General features: G+C 72.7%; 18 protein-coding genes. 10 read left to right on the forward strand and 8 right to left on the reverse strand.

The genetic code is table 11. The features are described from left to right. Positions 1-189 precede the first annotated feature (189 nt). From KBX26_RS31370 to KBX26_RS31390, 5 genes are all read left to right on the forward strand, one after another. The gene (locus KBX26_RS31370; RefSeq protein ID WP_210867066.1) at positions 190-1,443 is read left to right on the forward strand and encodes a cytochrome ubiquinol oxidase subunit I; all 1,254 of its coding nucleotides are present in this window, start codon (positions 190-192) and stop codon (positions 1,441-1,443) included. 17 nt (positions 1,444-1,460) lie between these two features. Continuing rightward, a complete protein-coding gene (locus KBX26_RS31375; protein ID WP_210867067.1) occupies positions 1,461-2,468 on the forward strand; it encodes a cytochrome d ubiquinol oxidase subunit II in 1,008 nt (335 codons plus the stop codon). Further along, positions 2,465-4,141 carry a thiol reductant ABC exporter subunit CydD gene (cydD, locus tag KBX26_RS31380; protein ID WP_210867068.1) on the forward strand — a complete coding sequence of 559 codons (1,677 nt, stop codon included), beginning with the start codon at positions 2,465-2,467 and terminating at the stop codon, positions 4,139-4,141. Before KBX26_RS31375 ends, cydD begins: the two co-directional genes overlap by 4 nt. Beyond that, entirely contained in the window at positions 4,138-5,928 is a 1,791-nt protein-coding gene (gene cydC / locus KBX26_RS31385) for a thiol reductant ABC exporter subunit CydC (protein ID WP_210867069.1), read from the forward strand. The genes cydD and cydC overlap by 4 nt, the downstream gene beginning before the upstream one ends. 68 nt (positions 5,929-5,996) lie before the next feature. Further along, a complete protein-coding gene (locus tag KBX26_RS31390) occupies positions 5,997-6,668 on the forward strand; it encodes a permease prefix domain 1-containing protein (protein WP_210862334.1) in 672 nt (223 codons plus the stop codon). A 22-nt stretch (positions 6,669-6,690) separates the two neighbouring features. On the opposite strand, the gene KBX26_RS31395 is transcribed toward KBX26_RS31390, so the two are convergent. Beyond that, on the reverse strand, positions 6,691-7,029 hold the full coding sequence (locus KBX26_RS31395; RefSeq protein ID WP_030329010.1) for a PadR family transcriptional regulator: 339 nt from the start codon (positions 7,027-7,029) through the stop codon (positions 6,691-6,693). Between the two features lie 160 nt (positions 7,030-7,189). Between KBX26_RS31395 and KBX26_RS31400 the strand changes: the two genes are divergently transcribed. Continuing rightward, complete coding sequence (locus KBX26_RS31400) at positions 7,190-8,155, forward strand: DNA primase (RefSeq protein WP_210867070.1); 966 nt, start codon at positions 7,190-7,192, stop codon at positions 8,153-8,155. A gap of 39 nt (positions 8,156-8,194) precedes the next feature. Further along, complete coding sequence (locus KBX26_RS31405) at positions 8,195-10,639, forward strand: transposase (protein WP_210867073.1); 2,445 nt, start codon at positions 8,195-8,197, stop codon at positions 10,637-10,639. Positions 10,640-10,880: 241 nt separating this feature from the next. On the opposite strand, the gene KBX26_RS31410 is transcribed toward KBX26_RS31405, so the two are convergent. The 4 genes from KBX26_RS31410 to KBX26_RS31425 form a co-directional block, all read right to left on the reverse strand. Further along, positions 10,881-11,474: an ATP/GTP-binding protein gene (locus tag KBX26_RS31410; RefSeq protein ID WP_007455465.1), complete on the reverse strand. Its 594-nt coding sequence runs from the start codon at positions 11,472-11,474 to the stop codon at positions 10,881-10,883. Between the two features lies 1 nt (position 11,475). After that, complete coding sequence (locus tag KBX26_RS31415) at positions 11,476-11,853, reverse strand: DUF742 domain-containing protein (protein ID WP_030329021.1); 378 nt, start codon at positions 11,851-11,853, stop codon at positions 11,476-11,478. A gap of 98 nt (positions 11,854-11,951) precedes the next feature. Beyond that, on the reverse strand, positions 11,952-12,356 hold the full coding sequence (locus tag KBX26_RS31420; RefSeq protein WP_030329023.1) for a roadblock/LC7 domain-containing protein: 405 nt from the start codon (positions 12,354-12,356) through the stop codon (positions 11,952-11,954). Then, the gene (locus KBX26_RS31425) at positions 12,353-16,024 is read right to left on the reverse strand and encodes a sensor histidine kinase (RefSeq protein ID WP_210867071.1); all 3,672 of its coding nucleotides are present in this window, start codon (positions 16,022-16,024) and stop codon (positions 12,353-12,355) included. Before KBX26_RS31425 ends, KBX26_RS31420 begins: the two co-directional genes overlap by 4 nt. Before the next feature lie 502 nt (positions 16,025-16,526). On the opposite strand from KBX26_RS31425, the gene KBX26_RS32635 reads away from it, so the two are divergent. Beyond that, positions 16,527-16,820 (forward strand): hypothetical protein, encoded by a 294-nt coding sequence (locus KBX26_RS32635; RefSeq protein ID WP_245233532.1) that lies wholly within the window; start codon positions 16,527-16,529, stop codon positions 16,818-16,820. A gap of 2 nt (positions 16,821-16,822) precedes the next feature. Here the strand turns inward: KBX26_RS32635 and KBX26_RS31435 are convergent, their stop codons facing one another. Continuing rightward, the gene (locus tag KBX26_RS31435) at positions 16,823-17,896 is read right to left on the reverse strand and encodes an adenosine deaminase (protein ID WP_030329032.1); all 1,074 of its coding nucleotides are present in this window, start codon (positions 17,894-17,896) and stop codon (positions 16,823-16,825) included. Between the two features lie 271 nt (positions 17,897-18,167). Between KBX26_RS31435 and KBX26_RS31440 the strand changes: the two genes are divergently transcribed. Together KBX26_RS31440 and KBX26_RS31445 are read left to right on the forward strand one after the other, a co-directional pair. Next, positions 18,168-18,416, forward strand: a complete 249-nt coding sequence (locus KBX26_RS31440; RefSeq protein ID WP_247681299.1) for a MarR family winged helix-turn-helix transcriptional regulator — start codon at positions 18,168-18,170, stop codon at positions 18,414-18,416. A gap of 1 nt (position 18,417) precedes the next feature. Further along, a complete protein-coding gene (locus KBX26_RS31445) occupies positions 18,418-19,467 on the forward strand; it encodes a putative RNA methyltransferase (RefSeq protein ID WP_210867072.1) in 1,050 nt (349 codons plus the stop codon). A 2-nt stretch (positions 19,468-19,469) separates the two neighbouring features. Here KBX26_RS31445 and KBX26_RS31450 read toward each other — a convergent pair whose 3' ends face one another. Continuing rightward, complete coding sequence (locus KBX26_RS31450; RefSeq protein WP_030329040.1) at positions 19,470-20,150, reverse strand: DUF4272 domain-containing protein; 681 nt, start codon at positions 20,148-20,150, stop codon at positions 19,470-19,472. Positions 20,151-20,260: 110 nt separating this feature from the next. Next, complete coding sequence (locus KBX26_RS31455; RefSeq protein WP_030329042.1) at positions 20,261-21,541, reverse strand: thymidine phosphorylase; 1,281 nt, start codon at positions 21,539-21,541, stop codon at positions 20,261-20,263. Positions 21,542-21,648: the final 107 nt, after the last annotated feature.

Raw genomic sequence — 21,648 nt, forward strand, 5'->3', positions numbered from 1 at the left:
ATCCAGGATCTAGTGGCATCCCACGGCTACGAGGCCACTACATCCAGGATCGAGCGCGACCTTCGCACCCCATCACTACTACGCCTTGTCGTAGACTTGTCTACGACAAGGCGTAGTAGGGCTTACATGTAGGCAGGCTACGTGTAGGGTGGCTATGACAAGGGAGCCAACAGCTATGGAGGGCTGGTCATGGACACCCTGCTCCTCGCCCGCCTGCAGTTCGCCACCACCACCTCGATCCACTTCCTGTTCGTCGTCGTCACGCTCGGGCTGGTCACCCTGCTGGTCGGCATGCAGACCGCCTGGGTGCTCACCGGCAACCCGAAGTGGGAGCGGCTGACGCGTTACTGGGGCCAGCTCTACGTGATCAACTACGTGCTCGGCATCGCCACCGGCCTCGTGATGGAGTTCCAGTTCGGGCTGAACTGGAGCGGTCTGTCGCGCTACGTCGGCAACGTCTTCGGCGCGCCCCTGGCCATCGAGACGCTGGTGGCGTTCTTCCTGGAGTCCACGTTCCTCGGGATGTGGATCTTCGGCTGGCACCGACTCGGCAAGGGCGTGCACCTCGCGTTGCTCTGGGGCGTGGCGATCACCGCGTACGCGTCCGCGTTTTGGATCATGGTGGCCAACTCCTGGCTGCAGAACCCGGTCGGGTACGAGGTCCGCGACGGGATCGCCCACCTCACCGACTTCGGTGCGCTGCTGACCAACCCCAGCCTCGGCATGGCCCTCGGGCACGTGGTCTCGGCGGCACTGCTGGTCGGCGGGATGCTGATGGCGGCGGTCAGCGCCGGGCACCTGATCCGGCGTACCCCCGACTTCGCGCTCTTCCGCACCTCGCTGCGGATCGGCCTGGTCACCGCGGCACTGGCCATCACGATGGTGCAGGGCTTCGGCTTCGCCCAGTTCGGCCCGGTCGGCTCGGTGCAGCCGACCAAGTTCGGCGGCGACACCCCCGAGAGCCGGGCGCTGATCGCCGAGTGGACCACGCGGTTCGGCCCCGGTGACTACACGCCGCCCGCGCTCGCCAGCGTCGGGCTGGGCTTCATGATCTTGATCGGCTTCACACTGGGGTGCGTCTGGCTCCTGCTGCCCCTGCTCTACCGGGACTGGATCATCCGACTGCGCTTTCCGCTCTGGCTGATCCTGGTCGGCCTGCCGCTGCCGTTCGTCGCGGTGATCCTCGGCTGGATCTCCCGCGAGGTCGGCCGGCAACCCTGGGTGGCGTACGGGCTGCTCCCCACCGAGCAGGCCGTCTCGCCGGTCAGCGCACCGCTGATGCTCACCTCGCTGATCGGGTTCAGCCTGCTGCTGGGCACTCTCGCCGTCACCAACTGGGTGCTGCTCGCCCGACACGCCAGACGCGGCGCGGCCGACCCGGCGCTCGGACGCCCACCGGCACCGCCCAGCGAGCCCGCCCACCCCGAACCCGCCCTCATCTGAGCACCGAGGAGTAGATCGTGGACCTCGCCTGGTACGCAGTGCTCGGCCTCTTTTTCGCCAGCTACCTGGTGCTCGCCGGCTACGACTACGGCGTCGGGCTGCTGCTCGCCCGCGGCGTCGGCCCGGCCGGGCGGCGCGAGACGCTCACCGCCCTCGGGCCGTTCTTCCTCGGCAACGAGGTCTGGCTGGTGGCCACCGTGGGCATCCTCTTCGGCGCGTTCCCCCTGCTGGAGGGCGAGTTGCTCGCCGGCTGCTATCCGGTCGTCGTCGGCGCCCTGGTCGGCGTCATCCTGGTCACCGTCGGGGTGCAGTTGCGCAGTCGGCCCAGCAGCGAGCGCAGTCGCGCCCGCTGGGACCGCGTCGTGATGATCGGCAGCGCCCTCGCCGCGCTGGGCTGGGGCGCGCTGCTCGCCGCGCTGTTGCAGGGCGTGCCACTGCGGACCGACGGGCACGTCGCCGGGGTAACTCACCTGGCCACCCCGTTCGCGGCCGCCGCCGGGATCGCCATGGTCACGGTGGTCGCGGTGCACGGCGCGACCTTCCTCACACTGCGCCTGTCCGCCGGGGCCGCCGCCGAGGTCGGCCGCACGGCCCGCCGGCTGGTGCCGGTGGCGCTCACCGCGGTCGCCGTGGCCACCGTCGTGGGCCTGCTCTCCGCCCGGGTACGCGACGCCGTGCAGCGACCGGCGGTGGCCGTACTCCTGCCGGTGTTGCTCGTGGCGGCGCTGCTGGCGGCCCGCGCGGCGCTGGCCCGGCAGCGGCCGGGGTGGGCGGTGGTCGCCACCGGCGCGGCCCTGGCGCTGCCAGTGGTGCTGGTCGGAGCCGCTCTCTGGCCCTACGTGCTGGTCTCCACGACCGACCCGGACGCCTCGCTGCGGGTCGCCGACGCCGCCGCCAGCGCGCCGACCCTGCGGCTGCTGGGCTGGGTGGCGCTGCCGCTACTTCCGGCCCTACTAGGCTTCCAGGCGATGTGCTGGTGGGTTTTCCGAGGAAGAACCGACGGCAGGGCTCCGGTGTACTGGTGAGCCGCCGTCCGTTCGACCCGCGTCTGCTGCGCCGGGTCCCCGCGGCCCGGGGCGATCTCGCCGTGCTCGCGCTCCTGGGCGTGCTGGCCGCCGGGTTGATCGTGGCGCAGGCCACCGCGCTCGCGTCGGTGCTGGCCACCGCGATCGACGGCCGGCTGGATCGGCCGGCGCTGGCCGGCTTCGTGGTCGCGGTCGCCGCCCGTTCCGCGCTGGTCTGGGCGCAGGGCACGATCTCCGCGCGGGTCGCCGCCACGGTCAAGGCCACGCTGCGGGCCGACCTGCTCGGCGCGGTGGGTCGGCACGGTCCCGGCTGGGTGGCCGGGCAGCGGGCCGGTGAGATCGCCACGCTGGCCGGGCGCGGGTTGGACGCCCTGGACGCGTACTTCACCGGCTACCTGCCGCAACTGGTGCTCAGCGTGACGGTGCCGCTGGCGGTGCTGGCCCGGGTCGTCTTCGCCGACTGGAGCTCGGCGGTGATCATCGCGCTGACGCTGCCGCTGATCCCGGTCTTCGGAGCGCTGCTCGGCTGGCAGGCGCAGGCCGCCACCGAACGGCAGTGGCGGCGGCTCGCGCTGCTCGGCGGGCACTTCCTGGACATGGTGGCCGGGCTGCCCACGCTGCGGGCGTTCGGACGGGCCAGGGCACAGACCGATGTGGTACGCCGGATGGCCGACGGTCACCGCGTCGCCACCATGAAGACGCTGCGGATCGCCTTCCTCTCCGCGCTGGTGCTGGAACTGGTCGCCACCCTCTCGGTGGCGCTGGTGGCGGTGCCGGTCGGCATCCGCCTGCTCGGCGGTGGGCTGGCCCTGCAGACCGCGCTGCTGGTGCTGCTGCTGACCCCGGAGGCGTACCTGCCGCTGCGGGCCGCCGGTAGCCGCTTCCACGCCAGCATGGAAGGGCTGACCGCGCTGGACGAGGCGTTGACGCTCTCCGCCGCACCCGCCACGCCTCGGGCCGCCGAAGGCGCCGCCACCCCGGACGCGCGGGCCGAGATCCGGTTCGAGGCGGTGACAGTGGCGTACGAGCGGACCACCGCGCTGCGCGACGTGACACTGACCATCCGGCCCGGCGAGCGGATCGCCATCATCGGGCCCAGCGGCGCCGGCAAGAGCACACTGCTCGGCCTGCTGCTCGGCTTCGTGGCACCGACCAGCGGCCGGATCACCGTGGACGGGGTCGACCTCGCCACCGTCGACACCGACGCCTGGCGCCGGCAACTCGCCTGGGTGCCGCAGCGGGCGCACCTCTTCGCCGCCTCGCTGGCCGACAACATCCGCCTCGGCGCGGCGGACAGCCCGGCCGACGTACTCGCCGCCGCGGTGCACGACGCCGCCCTGGACGACGTGGTGGCCGGCCTGCCCGATGGCCTGGACACCGTGCTCGGTGAGCGCGGTCACGGGTTGTCCAGCGGGCAGCGGCAGCGGGTGGCACTGGCCCGGGCGTTCCTCCGGGCCGCCCCGGTGGTGCTGCTCGACGAACCCACCGCCCGGCTCGACACCGCGGCCGAGGCGGTGGTGCTCGACGCCACCCGTCGCCTGGTCGCCGGGCGGACCGCAGTGCTGGTCGCGCACCGACCGGCGTTGCTGGCCGACGCCGACCGGATCCTGCGCGTCGAGGACGGTCGGGTCACCGAGTTGACGCCCGAGCCGACCGGGAAGGTCACCCGATGAGCGGGCAACGCGAGCCGGCGGCAACAACCGGGCCGGCCTCGACCGGCCGGGTCGCCGCCGAGCGGGCCGTGCTGCGACTGGCCCGACCGTACATGGGTCGGCTCGTCGGGGCCGGGCTGCTGGCAGCCGCCACCGAGTTCGCCGGGCTCGCCCTGATGGCCACCGCCACCTGGCTGCTGATGAGTGCCGCCGGTCAACCTCCGCTGGACCGGCTCACCGTGGCGATCGTCGCGGTCCGGGCGCTGGCCATCAGCCGGGGGGTGTTCCGCTACACCGAACGGCTCGCCGGCCACGACGCGGTGCTCCGCATGATCACCGACGTCCGGGCCCGGGTCTTCGCCACCCTGGCGGCCCGCCGAGGTGCCACGCATCGCTCGGGGGACGTGCTGAGCCGCCTGGTCTCCGACGTGGAGGCCGTCCAGGACCTGTTGCTGCGGGTGCTGGTCCCCGCCTCGGCGGCGGCGGTGGTCGGTGTGCTGGCGGTCGCCGTGGCGGCGCTGATCTCCGTACCGGCCGCCGGCGCGCTCACCGTCGGGCTGCTGGTCGCCGGGGTGGCGCTGCCCGCGCTGGCCACCGCTGTCACCCGCCGCAGCGCGGCCGAGGTGGCCCCGCTGCGGGGCGCACTGGCCACGGATGCGATCGACCTCACCCACGGTGCCGCCGACCTGGCCGCGTTCGGGGCGACCGAGGGCGCGCTGCGCGCCGCCGAACAACGCGCCCACCGGCTGGCCCGACTGGAACGTCGGCTGGCCGCCACCGGTTTCGCTGTGGACGCGGCCGGCGTGCTCACCGCCGGCGCGACCGCCGCGGCGGTGGTGCTTGCCGCGCTCGCCGCCGACGTGTCGGGGGTGCTGGTGGGTGTCCTGGCCGTCGGCGCGCTGGCCGCCGTCGAGGTGACGCTGGCGCTGGTCACGGCGGCCCGGCAGTGGACGCAGCTGCGGCCCGGCCTGACCCGGGTGGCCGACCTGCTCGACGCGGAGCCGCCGACCGCGCCGCCCGCGACCGGTCGTACCGACCTGGCCGGCCCGCACGAGTTGCGCTTCGTCGACGTGACGGTGCGGTACCGGGCCGGCGCGGCGCCCGCGTTGGACGGGGTCAGCCTGGACCTGCCGGCGGGACGCCGGATCGCGGTCGTCGGCCCGAGTGGCGCCGGCAAGAGCACACTGGCCGCAGTGCTGACCGGCACCGTCCGGCCCGCGTCCGGCCGGGTCACACTCGACGGTCACGACCTTTCGGCGTACGCCGAGGAGGCGCTTCCCCGCGCGGTCGGCGGGCTGCTGGCCGAGGCGTACGTCTTCCACGCCACGGTGCGGGAGAATCTGCTGCTCGGGCGGCCCGCAGCGGGCGAGGAGGAGCTGATCGCCGCCACCGCCGCCGCCGGTCTGCTGGACTGGGTCCAGGCCCAGCCGGCCGGCTGGGACACAGTGGTCGGCGAGGAGGGCGGGCAGCTCTCCGGTGGGCAGCGGCAGCGGCTGGCGCTCGCCCGGGCCCTGCTCGCCGCGCCGGCGGTGCTGGTGCTCGACGAGCCCACCGAGGGTCTGGACCCGACCGCCGCGGACGCGGTGCTCGCGTCCGCCCTCGCCTTCACCCCCGCCGGGCACTCGGTGCTGCTGATCACCCACCGGCTCAGCGGGCTGGCCGAGCTGGACGAGATCGTGGTTCTCGACGGCGGCCGGGTGATCCAGCGCGGTCGACACGCCGAACTGGTGGCCGCCCCGGGCTGGTACCGGGACCAGTGGCTGCTGCAGACCGCCGCCGAACGCGGATACCTGGCGCTCGCCCCCTGACCCGGCTCCGGGGCGGACCAGGGTTCTCCCGGACGTCGACGCGCCGGGCTCCGTGGCACTGTGGTGCCATGGCGCGGGGTGAGGACGTGATGGTCGACGAGCACCTGCGGGAGCTTGCCGCCCGGTTGCAGGGGCCGGCGCGACTCAAGTCCGGCCTGCTGACCGAGGCCCGGCACGGGCTGCTGGACGCCGTCGAGGCGTACCGGGAGAGCGGGATGCCACCGACCGAGGCGCAGCGCCGGGCGGTGGCCGAGTTCGGCTCACCGGCGCAGCTGCTCCCCTCCTGGCAGGCCGAGCTGGCGGTGGGCGCCCTGCGCGGGCTCTCCCTGCGGATGCTGGCGATCGCCGGGGTGGGGGTCGTCGCCGGCGATCTGACCTGGCGCGGGTCGAGCTGGAGTGGCGGGCCCCGCCCGCCGGCCGGGTATCTGCTGCTCGCCAGCTCGGTCGACTGGATCTGGATGAGCGCGTTGCTGCTCTCGGTGGCCGGTCTGCTGGTGGTCCGGGCGAGCGCGCGGGCGTCGCGCCCGAGCCTGGCCCTGGCGCAGCGTGCGGTGGGCACCGGCCTGACCGGCATCCTGGTCCTCGGCATCGTGGCCGGCTCCGCGCTCTTCGCCTGGTCAATCGATCTCTTTGACGCGGCGCTGCACTGGCCCCCGATGATCATCGGTTTGGTGTTGGTGGGCGGCGGTTACTTCTCGCTGACCCGGGCGGCGCGCGGCTGGCTGCTGGCCACCCGCTGATCGGCGTCCGGACCGGAGCGGGTCAGGACGGGGTGGGCGGGCTCTCGGGGTCGAGGAACCGGCCGACTGTCAGTTGGAACTCGCGCCACCCGGCGCGCTCGCCGGCCAGCGCCCGCCGGCCCGAGTCGGTGAGCTGGTACGTCCGGCGTTCCCGGCCGCTGACAGTGCTCCAGGTGCTCGCCACGTGCCCGGCGCGTTCCAGCCGGCGCAGCGCCGGATAGATGGTGCCGGTGGGTAGGTCAAGGCTGCCGTCGCTGCGGGCCCGCAACGCCTCGATGATCGCGTAGCCGTGCAGCGCGCCCTGTTCGAGCACGGCGAGCAGCAGAGCGTCGAGATGGCCGTGCAGCGCCTGGGCCTTCATACGTAGCTACGCTACTTGTCGGACGGCCGCTTCGCCAGCGGTGACCACCAGCAGGTCGGACCCGTGCGCCGAGCGGCCACCGGGGTGCGGGCATCGGCCACCCAGGGTCGCCGACTAGGGTATGTGCCCAGAGTCACTCGCCGGTCGGAGACCCCGGTGGGTGGGCAACCCGAAGCACACGGAGGTCAGCGTGGCCCGCCAGTCGCCCCAACGGCCCGACGCCGACGAGCCCGAGCTCGACGACACCACCGGCGCGGCCCAGCCAGACGAGACCGAGGAGACCGACCGCCCGTCGGCGTCGACCGACCGTTCGCTCTGGGACGAGCTGCGCATCGACCCAGTGGAGATCGCGCTGCCCGCCGGCACCGGCTTCACGCTGCGGGCGTACCGGCCGGCCAGCTCGCTGACCCCGACCGACGTGACCGAGCGCGACCAGGACGACCCGTTCCTCGCCCGCCGCCAGGCGGTCGAAGAGGAGGAGGACGACGAGACCGTCGTCATCCTCGACGAGGAGCTGGCCCAGGAGTTCGCCGCCGAGGACGACGACGAGGACGCCACGCGCCGTCGCCGGGACGGCGCCGCCGCTGACACCGACACCGAAGAAGACTCGGACGAGGCCGTCGCGGACGAGGAGAACGACGAGGAGGTGCCGGTCTTCCTCAGCCACCAGGGCAAGCTGCTGCTGTTCAAGACCCCCGAGTCGCTGGTCAGTTTCATCCGATCCGGTGCGCCCAACGATCTGTCCCAACTGGACAGCTGGAATGAATTGTCCGAACGGGTGGAGCCGGCAGATATCGCGCCGCTCGACGAGGACACCTACGAACTCGACCTGGTCGTGGAGAACCTACGCGGTGGGCACGACACGTGGGATTCGACCCTGCTGATCGAGGCCGGCGAGGTCGCGCGTGACCTCTCGTACGCATTGCGGCTGCCTGCGGTACTCGACATGCTCTCCGCCGGCTCCAGCCTCGACGACCTGGACGAGGCGCTGCGCGCCACGGCCAACGGTGGGATCGGCGCGTTCATGGGTCGCCGACGGCTGAAGAAGATCGGCGCGCAGACCGCGAGTTTGGGTTGGCGCACCATTGTCGGCAAGATCTCTGCGGTGGTGGACTGGCGCGACTGACCCGTACCGGGGAGCATCAGTTGCTGGCAGAGGAAAGACCTGTCCCGGGAGGAGGACGACGCCGTGGCGCTCGTGCGCGTTTACTGCGGTCTGGCCTCGGCGGATCCGGCTGACCGACCGGCCTCCGCCGGCTCGACGCTGACGTCCGCTGTGGTCGACGACGCAGGCCGTCTGCTGCATGTCTGCGAGATCAGCGATGACGCCGCTGGCTACGCCCAGCTCGTCGCGCTGCTCGTGGAGCGGTCGGGCGGGCCGAGCGGTGCGGCCATCGCCGCCGACAGCGACGACCACACGGTCACCTCGCTGCTGAGCGCGGCCGGGCGCCCCCTGGCGATCGCCGACGACGACTCGGTGGACGACTTCGCCGAGCGGTTCGCCGATGACGACTCCCTGGAGGAGATGCAGTCGCCTCCGGCCGAACGACGGGCGGTCGGCCTGGCCCGCGCGTTGCAGGCGGGGGCGCTCTCCGCCGTCACCCTGCCGGCACCCCGGGACCTCGCCGGCTACAAGCAGGTGCTCTCGGCGCATGCCGCGCTGGCCAGTGGTCGACACTCCGCCGCCGTGGCGCTGCGCGAGGTTCTGCGGGAGCTCTACCCGGCGGCCCTGCGCGCCTACCCCGACCCGGCCGAGCCGGTCTCGCTGGCCGTGCTGGACGCGCTGCCCGAGCCGGGCATGCTCGGCGGCACCGTGGCCCGGGGCCGCGAGGTGTCGGTCGCGGCGGATGCCATCGCGGCGCACCTGGCCGCCGACGGGGTCGCCGACGCCGATGAGATCAACGAAGCGGTCACCGCCCTACGGGTCGCCATCTCCGAGACCCCCCGACGCGCCGCGGTCAACCGGGCCCTCACGTCCGCGGTGGCCGAGACGGTCCGCCAGGCCGTCGCCTCCGTCCGGGCGTGCGACGCCGGGTGCGAGGCGTTGGTCAGCGCGCTCAGCTCACGGGTCAGCACTCCGGTTCAGGCACCCGGCCGCCGGGCCGCCGCCCGTCGTGGCGAGTCCGTCGGTGAGCTGACCGGCCTGGCCGGCACCAACGCCGCCTTGACCGGCCTCTCCGGCGCCAACGCCGGACTGCGGTCGGTCCGACCCACCCCGGCAGCCGCCGATCCGGCACCCGCCGGGCGGCGCAGCCGCCCCGAGCCGATCCCCGGTAACGCGCCGCTGGCGTCGCCCCGCCCGCTCGGGCCACCACCAGTTGCCCCGGCACCGGTCACGCCCCCTCCGGTCGCCCCCGCGCCGATGGCTCCGGCGGCGATGGCTGGTTCGCCGTCACCCACGCTGCCCAGCCGCACCGAGTCGACCTCCAGCCGGATCGACGGCCCGACCAACCGACCGGTGTCCGCACCGCCGCCTCCGCCGCCCGGGATCACCCCGATCGCGCCGACACAGCGCGGCATGGTGCCTCCGGCCGAGGCGGGTGAGCCGTTCCGGCCGACGCTGACCACCGCCGCGATCAACAACGCGCGGGCCGAACGGCAGCGTACTGTCATTCCGCCCCGCCCCAAGACCAACGGCGAGCCCCGGCCGAGCCACCTGCAACGGCCGGTCGACGAGCCACCCACCGGCGGCTTCAGCGCCACCGACCTCAGCATTCCGGTGCCGACCCCCCGGCCTGGCCAGGAGCCCGCGGCACCGCCCGGCTCCCGCGCCAACTGGCCGCTGGTCAACAACCCGGAGGACCCGGCCGACAGCTCACCGAACAACCCGGTGGCCTACCCGTACGGCGGAAGCCGCGGGGTGGACGCCCCGACCGACCCGGGCCGGGCCGACGGTCGCGTCACCCCGCCCTGGCTGGCGGACGACCTGCCACCGGAGCCGCCGATGCTGCGGTTGGTGGAGCCGCCGCCGCTGGCCGACCGGGCGCTGCGCGAAGGGCTCAACCCTGCCTCGGATCAGCACCTGGAGACGCCGCCGCTGCGCCTGGTCGACCGCGAGCAGGCCGCCCGCAACGGCCGGGCGGCCGCCCGTACCGAGCGCGCCCCCGAGCACCGGCCGGCTCCCCCGGTCGAGCACCGGCCGCCTCCGATGGAGCACCGGCCGCCGCCGGTCGCCGACGAGGGTGACGGCGACCTGCTGATCTTCGCGCAGGCCAAGTCGGCCTGGTTCGTCGGGCACGCCGACGAGTCCGACCTGGACTGGTCGACCACCGCCGACACCGGCTGGCAGGCCGCGGAGCAGGCCGCCCGCCCGGCGGTGGGCGCCGAAACCAACGCCGGGCTACCGAAGCGTGTGCCCCAGGCCAACCTGGTGCCGGGTTCCCCGCTGCGCGAGGAGCGCCCATTGCGGATAGTGCGTGATGCGGCAAGCCTCGCCGAGAACACGACCGGCTACTTCCGGGGTTGGCGTCGTGGTCAGGAGATCGGCGGTTTCGCGGTGGGCGGTCGGCCCGGTCGTGAGGCGGCCGGCGGCTGGGACTTCAGCCGCGACCACGGGGACCGCGACGATGACCGCGAGTACGAGTACCGCTCGGCGGGCTACCAGTCCTGATCCTTGTCACCGTGCGCAAGCGCCCTCAGTCAGCTGACTGAGGGCGCTTGTGTGTCTGCCGGAGAACCCCGGACACGACGACGCCGCCTCCTCGACCACCGAAGACCCACGCGCCCCCACCAGGTGGGGGCGGAGAGCGTCCACGATCGTCCAGGAGGCGGCGGAGCGTACGGTGACGCGGCGGGCAGGGTGCTACGCCCGATGGCGGCCGGAGCCACCACCGGGGCGTGCAGCGCCGCGATCAGGCCGGGGCGACAGCGCGCGTACGGCGCATGGTCAGCACGTACTCGACCAGCGAGATCAGCACGTGCTTCGTCGACTCCCGGTTACGGGCGTCGCAGGCCACCACCGGCACGTCGCTCGAGATCGCCAAGGCGTCCCGGACGTCCTGCGGGTCGTGGTACTGCATCCCGTCGAAGCAGTTGATCGCCACCAGGTACGGCAGGCGTCGGTGCTCGAAGAAGTCGATCGCCGCGAAGCAGTCGGCCAGCCGGCGAGTGTCCACCAGCACGACCGCACCGATCGCACCCCGCACCAGTTCGTCCCACATGAACCAGAAACGGGTCTGACCCGGCGTACCGAACAGGTACAGGATCAGGTCACGGTCGATCGAGATCCGGCCGAAGTCCATGGCCACCGTGGTCGTCGTCTTGCCCGGCACCTGCCGGGTGTCGTCGACGCCCACGCCAGCGGAGGTCATGATGGCCTCGGTGGTCAGCGGCGTGATCTCCGAGACCGAGCCGACCAGCGTCGTCTTGCCGACGCCGAATCCACCGGCGATAACGATCTTCGCCGACGTCACGCGGCCGCTCGGGTTCGGCGGGCGGTGCGACATGTCAGAGCCTGCGAAGTCCACTCAGCACCCTCTCCAGCAGTTCAGTGCCCACCGCGTCGTCGGAGTCGTCCAAAATGGTCGGCTCGTGGACCGCGACCAGGCCGTCCGTCGCCATGTCGGCGATGAGCACCCGGGCCACACCGAGCGGGAGCTGCATCCGCGCCGCGATCTCCGCGAGCGACTGCACGCGTCCGTCACACAGCGCGGCGATGTACTGGTGTTCGCGGCCCTGGCCGCCGTTGCCATTGGCAGCGGCCCGGCCGCGCACCGTCGTCTCGACGAGCGCCTCCAGCGCGATGTCGAGCCGGGGACGGGTGCGACCACGGGTCACGGCGTATGGACGGACCAACGCTCCGGTCGGTTCGTCACGATCGGCCATCTCGCCGCTCACCTCCTTCGCACCCGTTACCGGCTCCCACCGGTGAAACCCGTCGTTGTCGTTGTTGCAGTCGTGCCGACCTCACGATCGGCGAAACGTCAGCCCAGCATGCCCGCAGCCGCACGCGGCTGCGGGGTCAACGCGTCGCCCACCCGGTCGACCAGCAGCGCCATCTCGTAGCCGACCTGGCCCACGTCGGAGCTGCGGGCTGCCAGCACGGCGAAGGACGAGCCGTCCGAGATGGACATCAGGAACAGGAAGCCATTGTCCATCTCCACGACGGTCTGCAACACCGCGCCTCCCTCGAAGCAGCGTGCTGCCCCCTGGGTCAGACTGACCAGACCCGACGAGATCGCGGCGAGCTGGTCTGCCCGGTCGCGCGGCAGATCCCGTGACGACGCGAGGAGTAGGCCGTCCGCCGACACGGCGACCGCATGCGCGACGCCGGGCACCCGGTCGGCGAAGTTGGCGAGCAGCCAACCAAGATCCTGCGTAGTTGTCATCCTTCTTGCTCCTTCTGCCCGCTCCCGGCCACCGGGCCTGAGCCAGACTGCGAGGATTGCCCTCCCGGAGTCGCCTCCGGGCTGGTCGGGTTGTCCGAGGTGCTACGCCCTCGCTGCACGCCCCGATGGTAGGCGGAGAGCAGGCCACGGACCGCCTCCGGGGAGCGCCGCTGGACCGAGGTGGTGGGCTTCTCCACCGCGCCGGGCACCAGCTGCGCCATCGGCTTGCGCTTCGGCAGACCGGTCGTGGTGGTCTCGCTCACCGGCGCCGCGCCGGCCGCCGCGGAGGCAGCACGCCAACCGTCGTCGGCAGCGGTCTGCCAGCCGTTGCTCTGCGGTTGGGGCCGGCGGTTCGGCAGGCTCTCGGCGAGGCTCGGGCGGGTGCCCTCGTTCGCTGTGGAGCCGTTGTCCCGCGGCGCTCCTCCGGCCGTCGGAGTGTCTGCCATCGGTGTGTTACCTGTCGTCCCGGGTGCTGTCTTGTGGCCTGCCCGACCGGTGGCCTCGACCGTGGCGAACTGCTGGGTCGCGGAGTCGCCGTTCGTCGCCGGCTGGGCGCCAGCCGCGGTCTCCTCGGAGCCCGGGCGACGGGTACGGAACCAGGCCGACTCGAGCTCCCGGAAGATCGGCAGCTCCATCGTCTCGTCCGCGTACCGCTGGCGGTTCTGTGCCGGTGGCTGCTGCGGCGCCGGCCGAGTCTGCGCAGCCGCGGCGGCCGGGGTCTGCGGAGCCTGGGCCTGCGGGGCCGAGGTCTGCGGAGCCGGCTGAGCCGGGGCCGGCTGCTCACCGGGCCGCGGCACCCGCGGCAGTTCCGTCGTCATGTCCAGCGCGGCGGCGAGCCGCTCGGGCACCGGCGGGGTGGCGGTGTCCCGGTCGCTACCCGGCACCGGCGGCCAGGCCGGCGGCGCCGGAGCGCTGGCCGCCTGCGCGGGCCGCGCGGACCGGGGCTCGAACCCGCTGAACGACTGACCCGAGGCGGGCGGTGCCGAGTAGGGCTGAGCCGAGGCGGGCGGCGCCGAGTACGGCTGACCCGAATACGGCTGGCCCGAGTACGGCTGACCGGACGCCGGCGAGGCCGAGACCGGCGACGCCGACACCGGCGGACCGGCGTACGGCTGACCGGAGGCCGGCGCGGCGGACACCGGCGCGCCACCGTACGGCGCACCCGAGTAGGGCTGCGCGGAGTAGGGCTGACCGGAGGCCGGCGAGGCGGAGACCGGCGCCCCCGAGTACGGCTGTGCGGAGACCGGCGGCGCCGAATACTGGTGCGTTTCGGGGCTGCTCGGCAGCTGACGCGGGATGGACGGCTGCTGGCCGGTCGAAGGCTCGTCCCCGGCCCGGCGCTGCGGCAGCGGGTCGGTCCCCTGGCCGTTGGCCGACCGGGGGGTGAACCCGTCGCCGCCGTTCGTCCCGGCCGCGCCGGTCAGATCGGACCAGGCGGGCATCGAGCGGTACGTACCACCGTTGGCGGGGGTGCCGGCGCCGTTGCGCGACGCGGGCTCGAACGGACGGCCGCCCAGGGTGACCTGGTTGCCGGACGACTCGCTGGGGCGAGGGCCGTTGCCCAGGGCGGGCAACGCGCCGAAGACCGGCGTGGGCCCACCCGACTGCGGACCACCGAACTGGGGTGCACCGCCCGCCGCCGGCAGCGCCGGAGGCTGCTGCACCCGGCCGGACAGCGCCCGGGGCACCAGGACTGAGGTAGGCAGGGTCACTTCGGCGACGGTGCCGCGGTCGTTGCCGGGGCGCAGCTCCACCCGGACCCCGTGCCGCGACGCCAGCCGGGCGACCACGACCAGGCCCATCATCCGGGACACCGCCACATCCACCTGGGGCGGCGTCGCGAGCCGCTCGTTCAGGTCGTGCAGCTGCTCGGCGCTGATGCCGATGCCGCGGTCCTCGACGTACAGCGAGGAACGGTCGCCGACCCGGCGGGCCTCGACCATGACCTGCGAGTCGGGCGGGGAGAACGCGGTGGCGTTGTCGAACAGCTCAGCGACGAGGTGCACCAGGTCGTTGACCGCGTGCGCGGCGACCTCGATGTCCCGGTCGATGACGCCGAACTCGATCCGGGTGTAGTGCTCGACCTCGGACTGCGCGGCGCGCAGCACGTCGATGAGAGCGGCCGGCTCACGCTGCACACGGGTGGAGTCGGCGCCGGCGAGCACCAGCAGGTTCTCGTCGTTGCGGCGCATCCGGGTGGCGAGGTGGTCCAGCTGGAACAGCTCGGCCAGCCGGTCCGGGTCTTCCTCGCCGCGCTCCAGCCGGTCGAGGTGCCCGATGAGGCGGTCGACCAGGATCTGTGAACGGCGGGCCAGGTTGACGAACATGGTCGCGACGGAGGCGCGCAGTGCGGCCTGCTCGGCGGCGGTACGGACGGCTTCCAGGTGGACGGCGTTGAACGCCTCGGTCACCTGGCCGAACTCGTCCTTGCTGCGCACCGGTAGCGGCTCGGCGATCTGGTTGGCCAGCTGCACCGGGGACAACTGCCCGACGACCTGCGGGTCGCGCAGGCGGGCCACCGCCTGTGGCAGGCCGTACTGGGCGACGGAGAGCGCGCCCTGCCGCAGCTCACGTAGTGAGCGGGCCATCGAGCGAGCCACCAGGTACGCGAAGAGGATGGCCAGCAGCAGCATGCTGAGCAGCAGGCCGGTCTCCAGGAAGACCTGGCGCTGGACGTCGGACCGGAGGTTGTCGGCCTGGTTGACCACTTCGCCGTCGAGTTTGCGCTCAACGGTGCGGATCAGCTTGGCGTTGGCCGTCATGGCGGCTTCCCACTGGTCCGGGCCGAACGGGGCGCCACGCATGTCGCCGGTGGTGTTGCCGTCGATCCAGCCGGTGTAGTTCTGCGCCTGCCGGCGGTCGCCGCCGGCGACCGTCTGGTCGTGGAACTTCGCGTCGTCCGGGGTGGCCACGGCCTTGAAGCTCTGCAGAGCCTGCTGCTGGCCGGTGTCACTGGCGACGTAGTCCCTGCGCAGTGCCGGGGTCAGGCGCTTTCCGCCCTTGACGCCCAGCGCACGGTGCACCACGACCCGGCGGGCGGCGAGGAACTCCTTCTCCCGGGCGACCGCCGCGGCGGCGCGCATCCGGTCGCTCAGCTGGTTGTCACCGGCGAGCTGCGTGGACGAGTCACGGATGGCGAGCAGGTCACTGATCAGACCCTCGTACGCCTGCACGGTCTCGGTGAGCGCGAGCTTTCCGTTGAACACCTGGCTGCGGACGCCCGACAGGTCCTGCAGGTTCTGGTCGATGCTGTCGAGCAGACCCTCCAGGCTGCTCGGCAGGTCCTCGATCTCGGCCCGCTGCTGCCGGTAGGGGGCAGCTTCCTGGTCGACCCGGGAGTTCACCCGGTTGTAGGCCTCCTGGTACTGCGCCGTCGGCTGCGTCCCGTCTGCGCCCAGCAGCAGCACGGCGGCGGTCCGCTCGTCCTGCAGGGCGTCGACCAGGTCACCCGAGTAGCTCGACAGGTTGGCCAGGTCGCCAGCTCGGTTGGCATTGTTGAGCGTCTCCAGGTGGTCGACAAGACCACTGGTGCCCACCACGACCGTGGCGATGGTCGGCACGATCATGATGAGACCGAGCTTGGACCAGATCGGCATGTCCCGGAGCCGGCTGGCCGGCCGGCGCAGCCGCGACAGGAAGGAGCCCGCCGTCTTTGGCCGTTTGCTCACGTCACCGCCCTCGCGATTACAGCTTGAACGCGTTGCCCCGGGCAACGCCCAGCGACCGACCCGGCGGGTCGGACCCCCGAGATTCCATCACGCCGGTCGACAAGAAGAAAGCCCAGGTTGTCCCCAACCGAAGGTGTGATGAGATGTTGATGCGATTTGATAGCAGTCTGTCTGGCCGGAGTAACTGAAGGTAATGGAACATCCGCACCGCGTGGTCCTACTAGCCGGCCCTTCTGGGTCCGGAAAGTCGTACATAGCGCAGCAAACCGGCTTGCCGGTGCTCTGCTTGGACGACTTCTACAAAGACGGCGATGACCCTACGTTGCCGCTACGAAACGGCCAGGTGGATTGGGAATCGCCGCAGTCGTGGGACGCCCCCGGTGCGGTGGAAATCATTGCCCGACTTGCCCGTGAGGGTCGAGCCGATGTGCCGGTTTATGCGATCGGCGCCGATCGACGGGTGGCCACCCGGCCATTTGATGTCGCCGGTTCGCCAATTTTCGTGGCCGAAGGGATCTTCGCCGCCGAGATCGTCGAGGAGTGTCGTCGACTCGGCCTGCTCGCCGGGGCGTACGCGCTGCGCCGCCCGCGCGGGGCGACCTTCCTGCGCCGACTCGCCCGCGACCTGTCCGAGCAGCGCAAGGCCCCCCGGGTGCTGATTCGGCGCGGGGTGGCGCTGCTGCGGGCCGAGCCCGCGGTGCTGCGTCGGCAGATGGGCCTGGGCGCGGAGGCGGCCCGTGCCCGGGAGGTGCTGAGCCGGGTGGCCAGCCTGCTCGCCGGCCACCCGCACGGCTGAGCTCAGGCCAGCAACTTCGCGTACGCCGGCTTGATCACCTCATCGATGATGCGCAGCCGCTCGTCGAACGGGATGAAGGCGCTCTTCATCGCGTTGATGGTGAACCACTGCAGTTCCTTCCACCCGTAGCCGAACGTCTCCACCAGCAGCGACATCTCCCGCGACATGGAGGTGCCGCTCATCAGCCGGTTGTCGGTGTTGACGGTCACCCGGAAGCGCAGGTCCCGCAGCAGGCCGATCGGGTGATCCGCGATCGAGTCCACCGCACCGGTCTGCACGTTCGACGAGGGGCACAACTCCAGCGGGATGCGCTTGTCCCGGACGTACGCGGCCAGCCGGCCGAGCGAGCCGTCGGGCGCGATGTCGTCGACGATCCGCACCCCGTGGCCGAGCCGGTCCGCTCCGCACCACTGGATCGCCTGCCAGATCGACGGCAGACCGAACGCCTCGCCGGCGTGGATGGTGAAGTGGAAGTTCTCCCGTTGCAGGTATTCGAAGGCGTCCAGGTGCCGGGTGGGCGGGAAGCCCGCCTCGGCGCCGGCGATGTCGAAGCCGACCACCCCGGCGTCGCGGTGCCGCACGGCCAACTCGGCGATCTCCTGCGAGCGGGCGGCGTGCCGCATCGCGGTCAGCAGGGTGCCCACCCGGATGCTCAGGCCCGCCTCGACCGCCTGCGCGGTGCCCTCGGCGAACCCGGCCAGCACCGCCTCGACCACCTCGTCCAGGCTGAGGTCCCGTTCCAGGTGCTGCTCCGGGGCGAAGCGCACCTCGGCGTAGACCACCCCGTCGGCGGCCAGGTCGAGGGCACACTCACGAGCCACCCGACGCAGCGCGGGCGCGGTCTGCATGACCGCCACGGTGTGCGCGAACGTCTCCAGGTAACGCTCCAGGGAGCCGGAGTCCGCCGCGTCCGCGAACCAGCGTCCGAGCGCCTCCGGGTCGGTGGTGGGCAGTTCGTGGCCCACCTCGGCGGCCAGGTCGACGATCGTCGCCGGCCGCAGCCCACCGTCGAGGTGGTCGTGCAGCAACGCCTTGGGAACCTTGACGATGTCCTCGTACCGGATAGTTGCGACCATGCTCAGACCCTAGTCAGCGGCCCGGACGGACCGGGACGGGACCGGCCGGGCGTCACGGCCGCCAGCCGTAGACCCCGGTCCACGGCGAGGTGGATCACCAGTCGCCCGTCGGCGACCATGGCGGCCCGATGGCGGCGGGACGCGACGCCGGGCGGCGAATCGATGACGTGTCAACCAACCGCTAGACTCGTCAGGTGGACGCAACCCGGTGGCTGGCTGCACGCGAGGATTGCTCTGGTCGCGCAGCCGGCTCTCCCACCACCTGACCCGCATGCAGCAGCGTGGCCTGGTCACCCGCGAGGAGTGCGCCGACAACGCCCGCGGTTCGGTCGTCGTCCTCACCCCCGCCGGCCGGCAGGCCATCGAGACCGCCGCACCCGGCCACGTGGCCGCCGTCCGCCGGCACCTGATCGACCTGCTCACGCCTGCGGAGATCGACGCGCTCGGCGCGCTCACCCACCGGGTGGTCGACCACCTCGGCGGGCGGGCGCCCCAGCCCCGGCACGCTTCGGAGGCCTGACGTGGACCCCCGCATCCTCCACCGACTGCGCTGCCCGGTCTGCGGCGAGCCGCTGGCCGAGACGACAGCCGGCACCGCCAGGGCACTGCGCTGCCCGCGCCGGCACAGCTTCGACATCGCCCGCCAGGGGTACGTCAACCTGCTCGCCGGACGCGCCCCGCACTCCGGCGACACCGCCGAGATGGTGGCCGCCCGCGCGGACTTCCTCGCCGCCGGGCACTACGACGTCATCGCCGCCGCCCTCGCCACAGCCGCCACGGACGCCGTCGGCCGTCTCGACGCTACGGACGCCCCACACCCGGCACCTACTCCGCCCACCCTTTGCTCTGCACCCGTCGAGGCGACGGTCTCCCCGCCGAGCCGTCGCCTCGGTGGGTGCAGAGCAAAGGACCCAACAGCAAGGGCAAAGGACCCAACAGCAAGGGCAAAGGACCCAACAGCAGAGGAACGCGTCGAGCCGCCGCCGGACTTCGGGGCGTACCCCCTGGTGGTGGATGCCGGCGCCGGCACCGGCCGGTACCTCGGCGCGGTGCTGGCGGCGCTGCCCGACGCCGTGGGTCTGGCTCTGGACGTGTCCAAGCCGGCACTGCGCCGCGCGGCCCGTGCCCACCCTCGGGCCGCCGCCGCGCTCGCCGACACCTGGCAACGACTGCCGCTCGCGGACGCCTCGACCGCGGTGCTGCTGAACGTCTTCGCCCCGCGAAACGGTGCCGAGTTCCACCGGGTGCTCGACCCGGCCGGGACGCTGCTGATGGTCACGCCCGACACCGACCATCTCGCCGAGTTGGTGGATGCCCTCGACCTGCTGCGGGTGGACCCGGACAAGGCCGACCGGGTGACCGGGAGCCTGGGCGGGCACTTCACGCCGGCCGGCTCGGCCGTGCACCGGGCGCAGCTGACACTGACCCGGCCGGAGGCCGCCAGCCTGGTCGGGATGGGCCCGAGCGCCTGGCACACCGACCCGGACGCGCTCGCCGCCCGGCTGGCCGCCCTGCCCGAACCGGTCCGGGTGACGGTGGCGGTGCGGGTGGACGCATACCGGCCCCACTGACCTCAGGTGGACAGGTCGACCTCTTCCCAACCGGGCGGCTCGTCGTGGTACGGCCCCCGCAGGATCACCGCCCACTCCAACGCCCAACGCCGCTGCCCGATCGCGTTCGCGTCGACCAGGCCCGGCGCGCGCCGGCCGCCGCGCTCGGTCTCCAGGTACGCCCAGTCCAGGCAGTAGTGCAGGTCGAGCAGGGCGGCCGCGTCGGCCGGGTGCTGTGGCGCCGTGAGGATCCGGGAGCGCCAGTGCGGGAAGGTCTCCCCCTCGGCGATGTGCGGCAGCCGCTCGATCAGCCGCTCGTCGACGGCCAGGGTGGGGTCGAGCTGCTTGCTCAGGCCGAGCACCCAGGCCAGCGCGAAGAGCGCGTCGTGGTGCAGCACGAACGACCGGTGGTCGCCCTTGCCGCCCATCACGAACTGCCACTCCGGCGGGGTGACCATGTCGACCAGGTGCGAGCCGAGCAGCCAGCTCATCGCCGCCTGCGGGGGCATCCCGAAGCAGCGGGCCAGGATCAGGTGCAGCACCGCGATCCTCGCCTCGATCTCCCCGGTCGGGCGCAGGTCGATCTGGTCACCCGGTTCCCAGACGAGGGGAAACTGGGCCGGCGGCAACGGCAGGCCCAGCCGGGACAGCTCGTCCAGGCTCGCCTCGCGCACCTCACGTGGGTCGGGGGCAGCAACGCTCACGGCGGATCTTCCTGTCTGCTCGCGCCGGCGCAAGGCCGGTTGTCCCCCCTTGGCCTGCGACAATAGCGCTCCCAGGTGACTGGCACCACGCCAGGGCGACAGCGAATCGATCAGCCGACGCGTTCGATGACCAACGACGTCGCGGCCGGGGCCGTCGACGCGATCCGCACCGCGTCGGCGGCCTCGGTCAGCGCGGCCGGAATCCGCGTCGCGTCCTCGGCACGCAGCTCGTAGAGCGGGTCACCGGCCCGCACCTCGTCACCCGGGCGCTTGTGCAGCACCACACCGGCCGGCACGCTCACCGGGTCCTCCTTGCGGGCCCGACCCGCGCCGAGCCGCCACGCGGCAACCCCCATGGCGTACGCGTCGACAGCCGCGACGTAGCCGTCCCGCTCGGCGCGGACGACCTCCACCTCGGCGGTCGTTGGCATCGGCGCGTCCGGGTCGCCGCCCTGGGCCCGGATCATCGCCCGCCAGGAGTCCATCGCCCGACCATCACGCAGCGCCGCCGCCGGGTCGGCGTCCGGCAGGCCGGCGGCGTCGAGCATCTCCCGGGCCAGGGCGAGGGTCAGCTCCACCACGTCGGCCGGTCCGCCGCCGGCCAGCACCTCGACCGACTCGGTCACCTCGACCGCGTTGCCGATCGCCAGGCCCAACGGGGTGGACATGTCGGTGAGCAGGGCGACGGTCCGCACACCGTGCGCCCCGCCCAGCTCGACCATGGTGCGCGCCAACTCACGGGCCTGGTCGACGGACTTCATGAAGGCGCCGGAGCCGACCTTGACGTCGAGGACCAGCGCGCCGGTCCCCTCGGCGATCTTCTTGCTCATGATCGAGCTGGCGATCAGCGGGATCGCCTCCACGGTGCCGGTCACGTCGCGCAGCGCGTACAGCTTGCGATCGGCGGGCGCGAGCCCGGCACCGGCCGCGCAGATCACCGCACCGACGTCGTCGAGCTGGGCGATGAACTCGTCGTTGCTCACCGTGGCCCGCCAGCCCGGGATGGACTCCAACTTGTCCAGCGTGCCGCCGGTGTGTCCGAGACCCCGGCCGCTGAGCTGCGGCACCGCCGCGCCACAGGCCGCCACCAGCGGGGTGAGCGGCAGAGTGATCTTGTCGCCGACGCCGCCGGTGGAGTGCTTGTCGACAGTCGGCCGGCGTACCGCCGACAGGTCCAGCCGCTCACCGCTGGCGATCATCGCGGCGGTCCACCGGGCGATCTCCGGCGCGGTCATGCCGTTGAGCAGGATCGCCATCGCCAGCGCGGACATCTGCTCGTCGGCGACAACCCCCCGGGTGTACGCGTCGACCACCCAGTCGATCTGCGCGTCCGACAGCACGCCCCCGTCCCGCTTGACCCGAATAACGTCCACAGCAGCAAAACCACTCATCAAATGATCTTTCCTAAGTCGTCGAATGGCGAGACCGACGTACGGCCGATGACCACGTCGGGGCGGGGGCCGACCGTGCCCGGCGGAGGGATCAAGCCTGACCGCCC

Origin of the sequence: Micromonospora sp. C97 (genome assembly GCF_018070385.1) — a bacterium.
Classification (GTDB): domain Bacteria; phylum Actinomycetota; class Actinomycetes; order Mycobacteriales; family Micromonosporaceae; genus Micromonospora; species Micromonospora parva.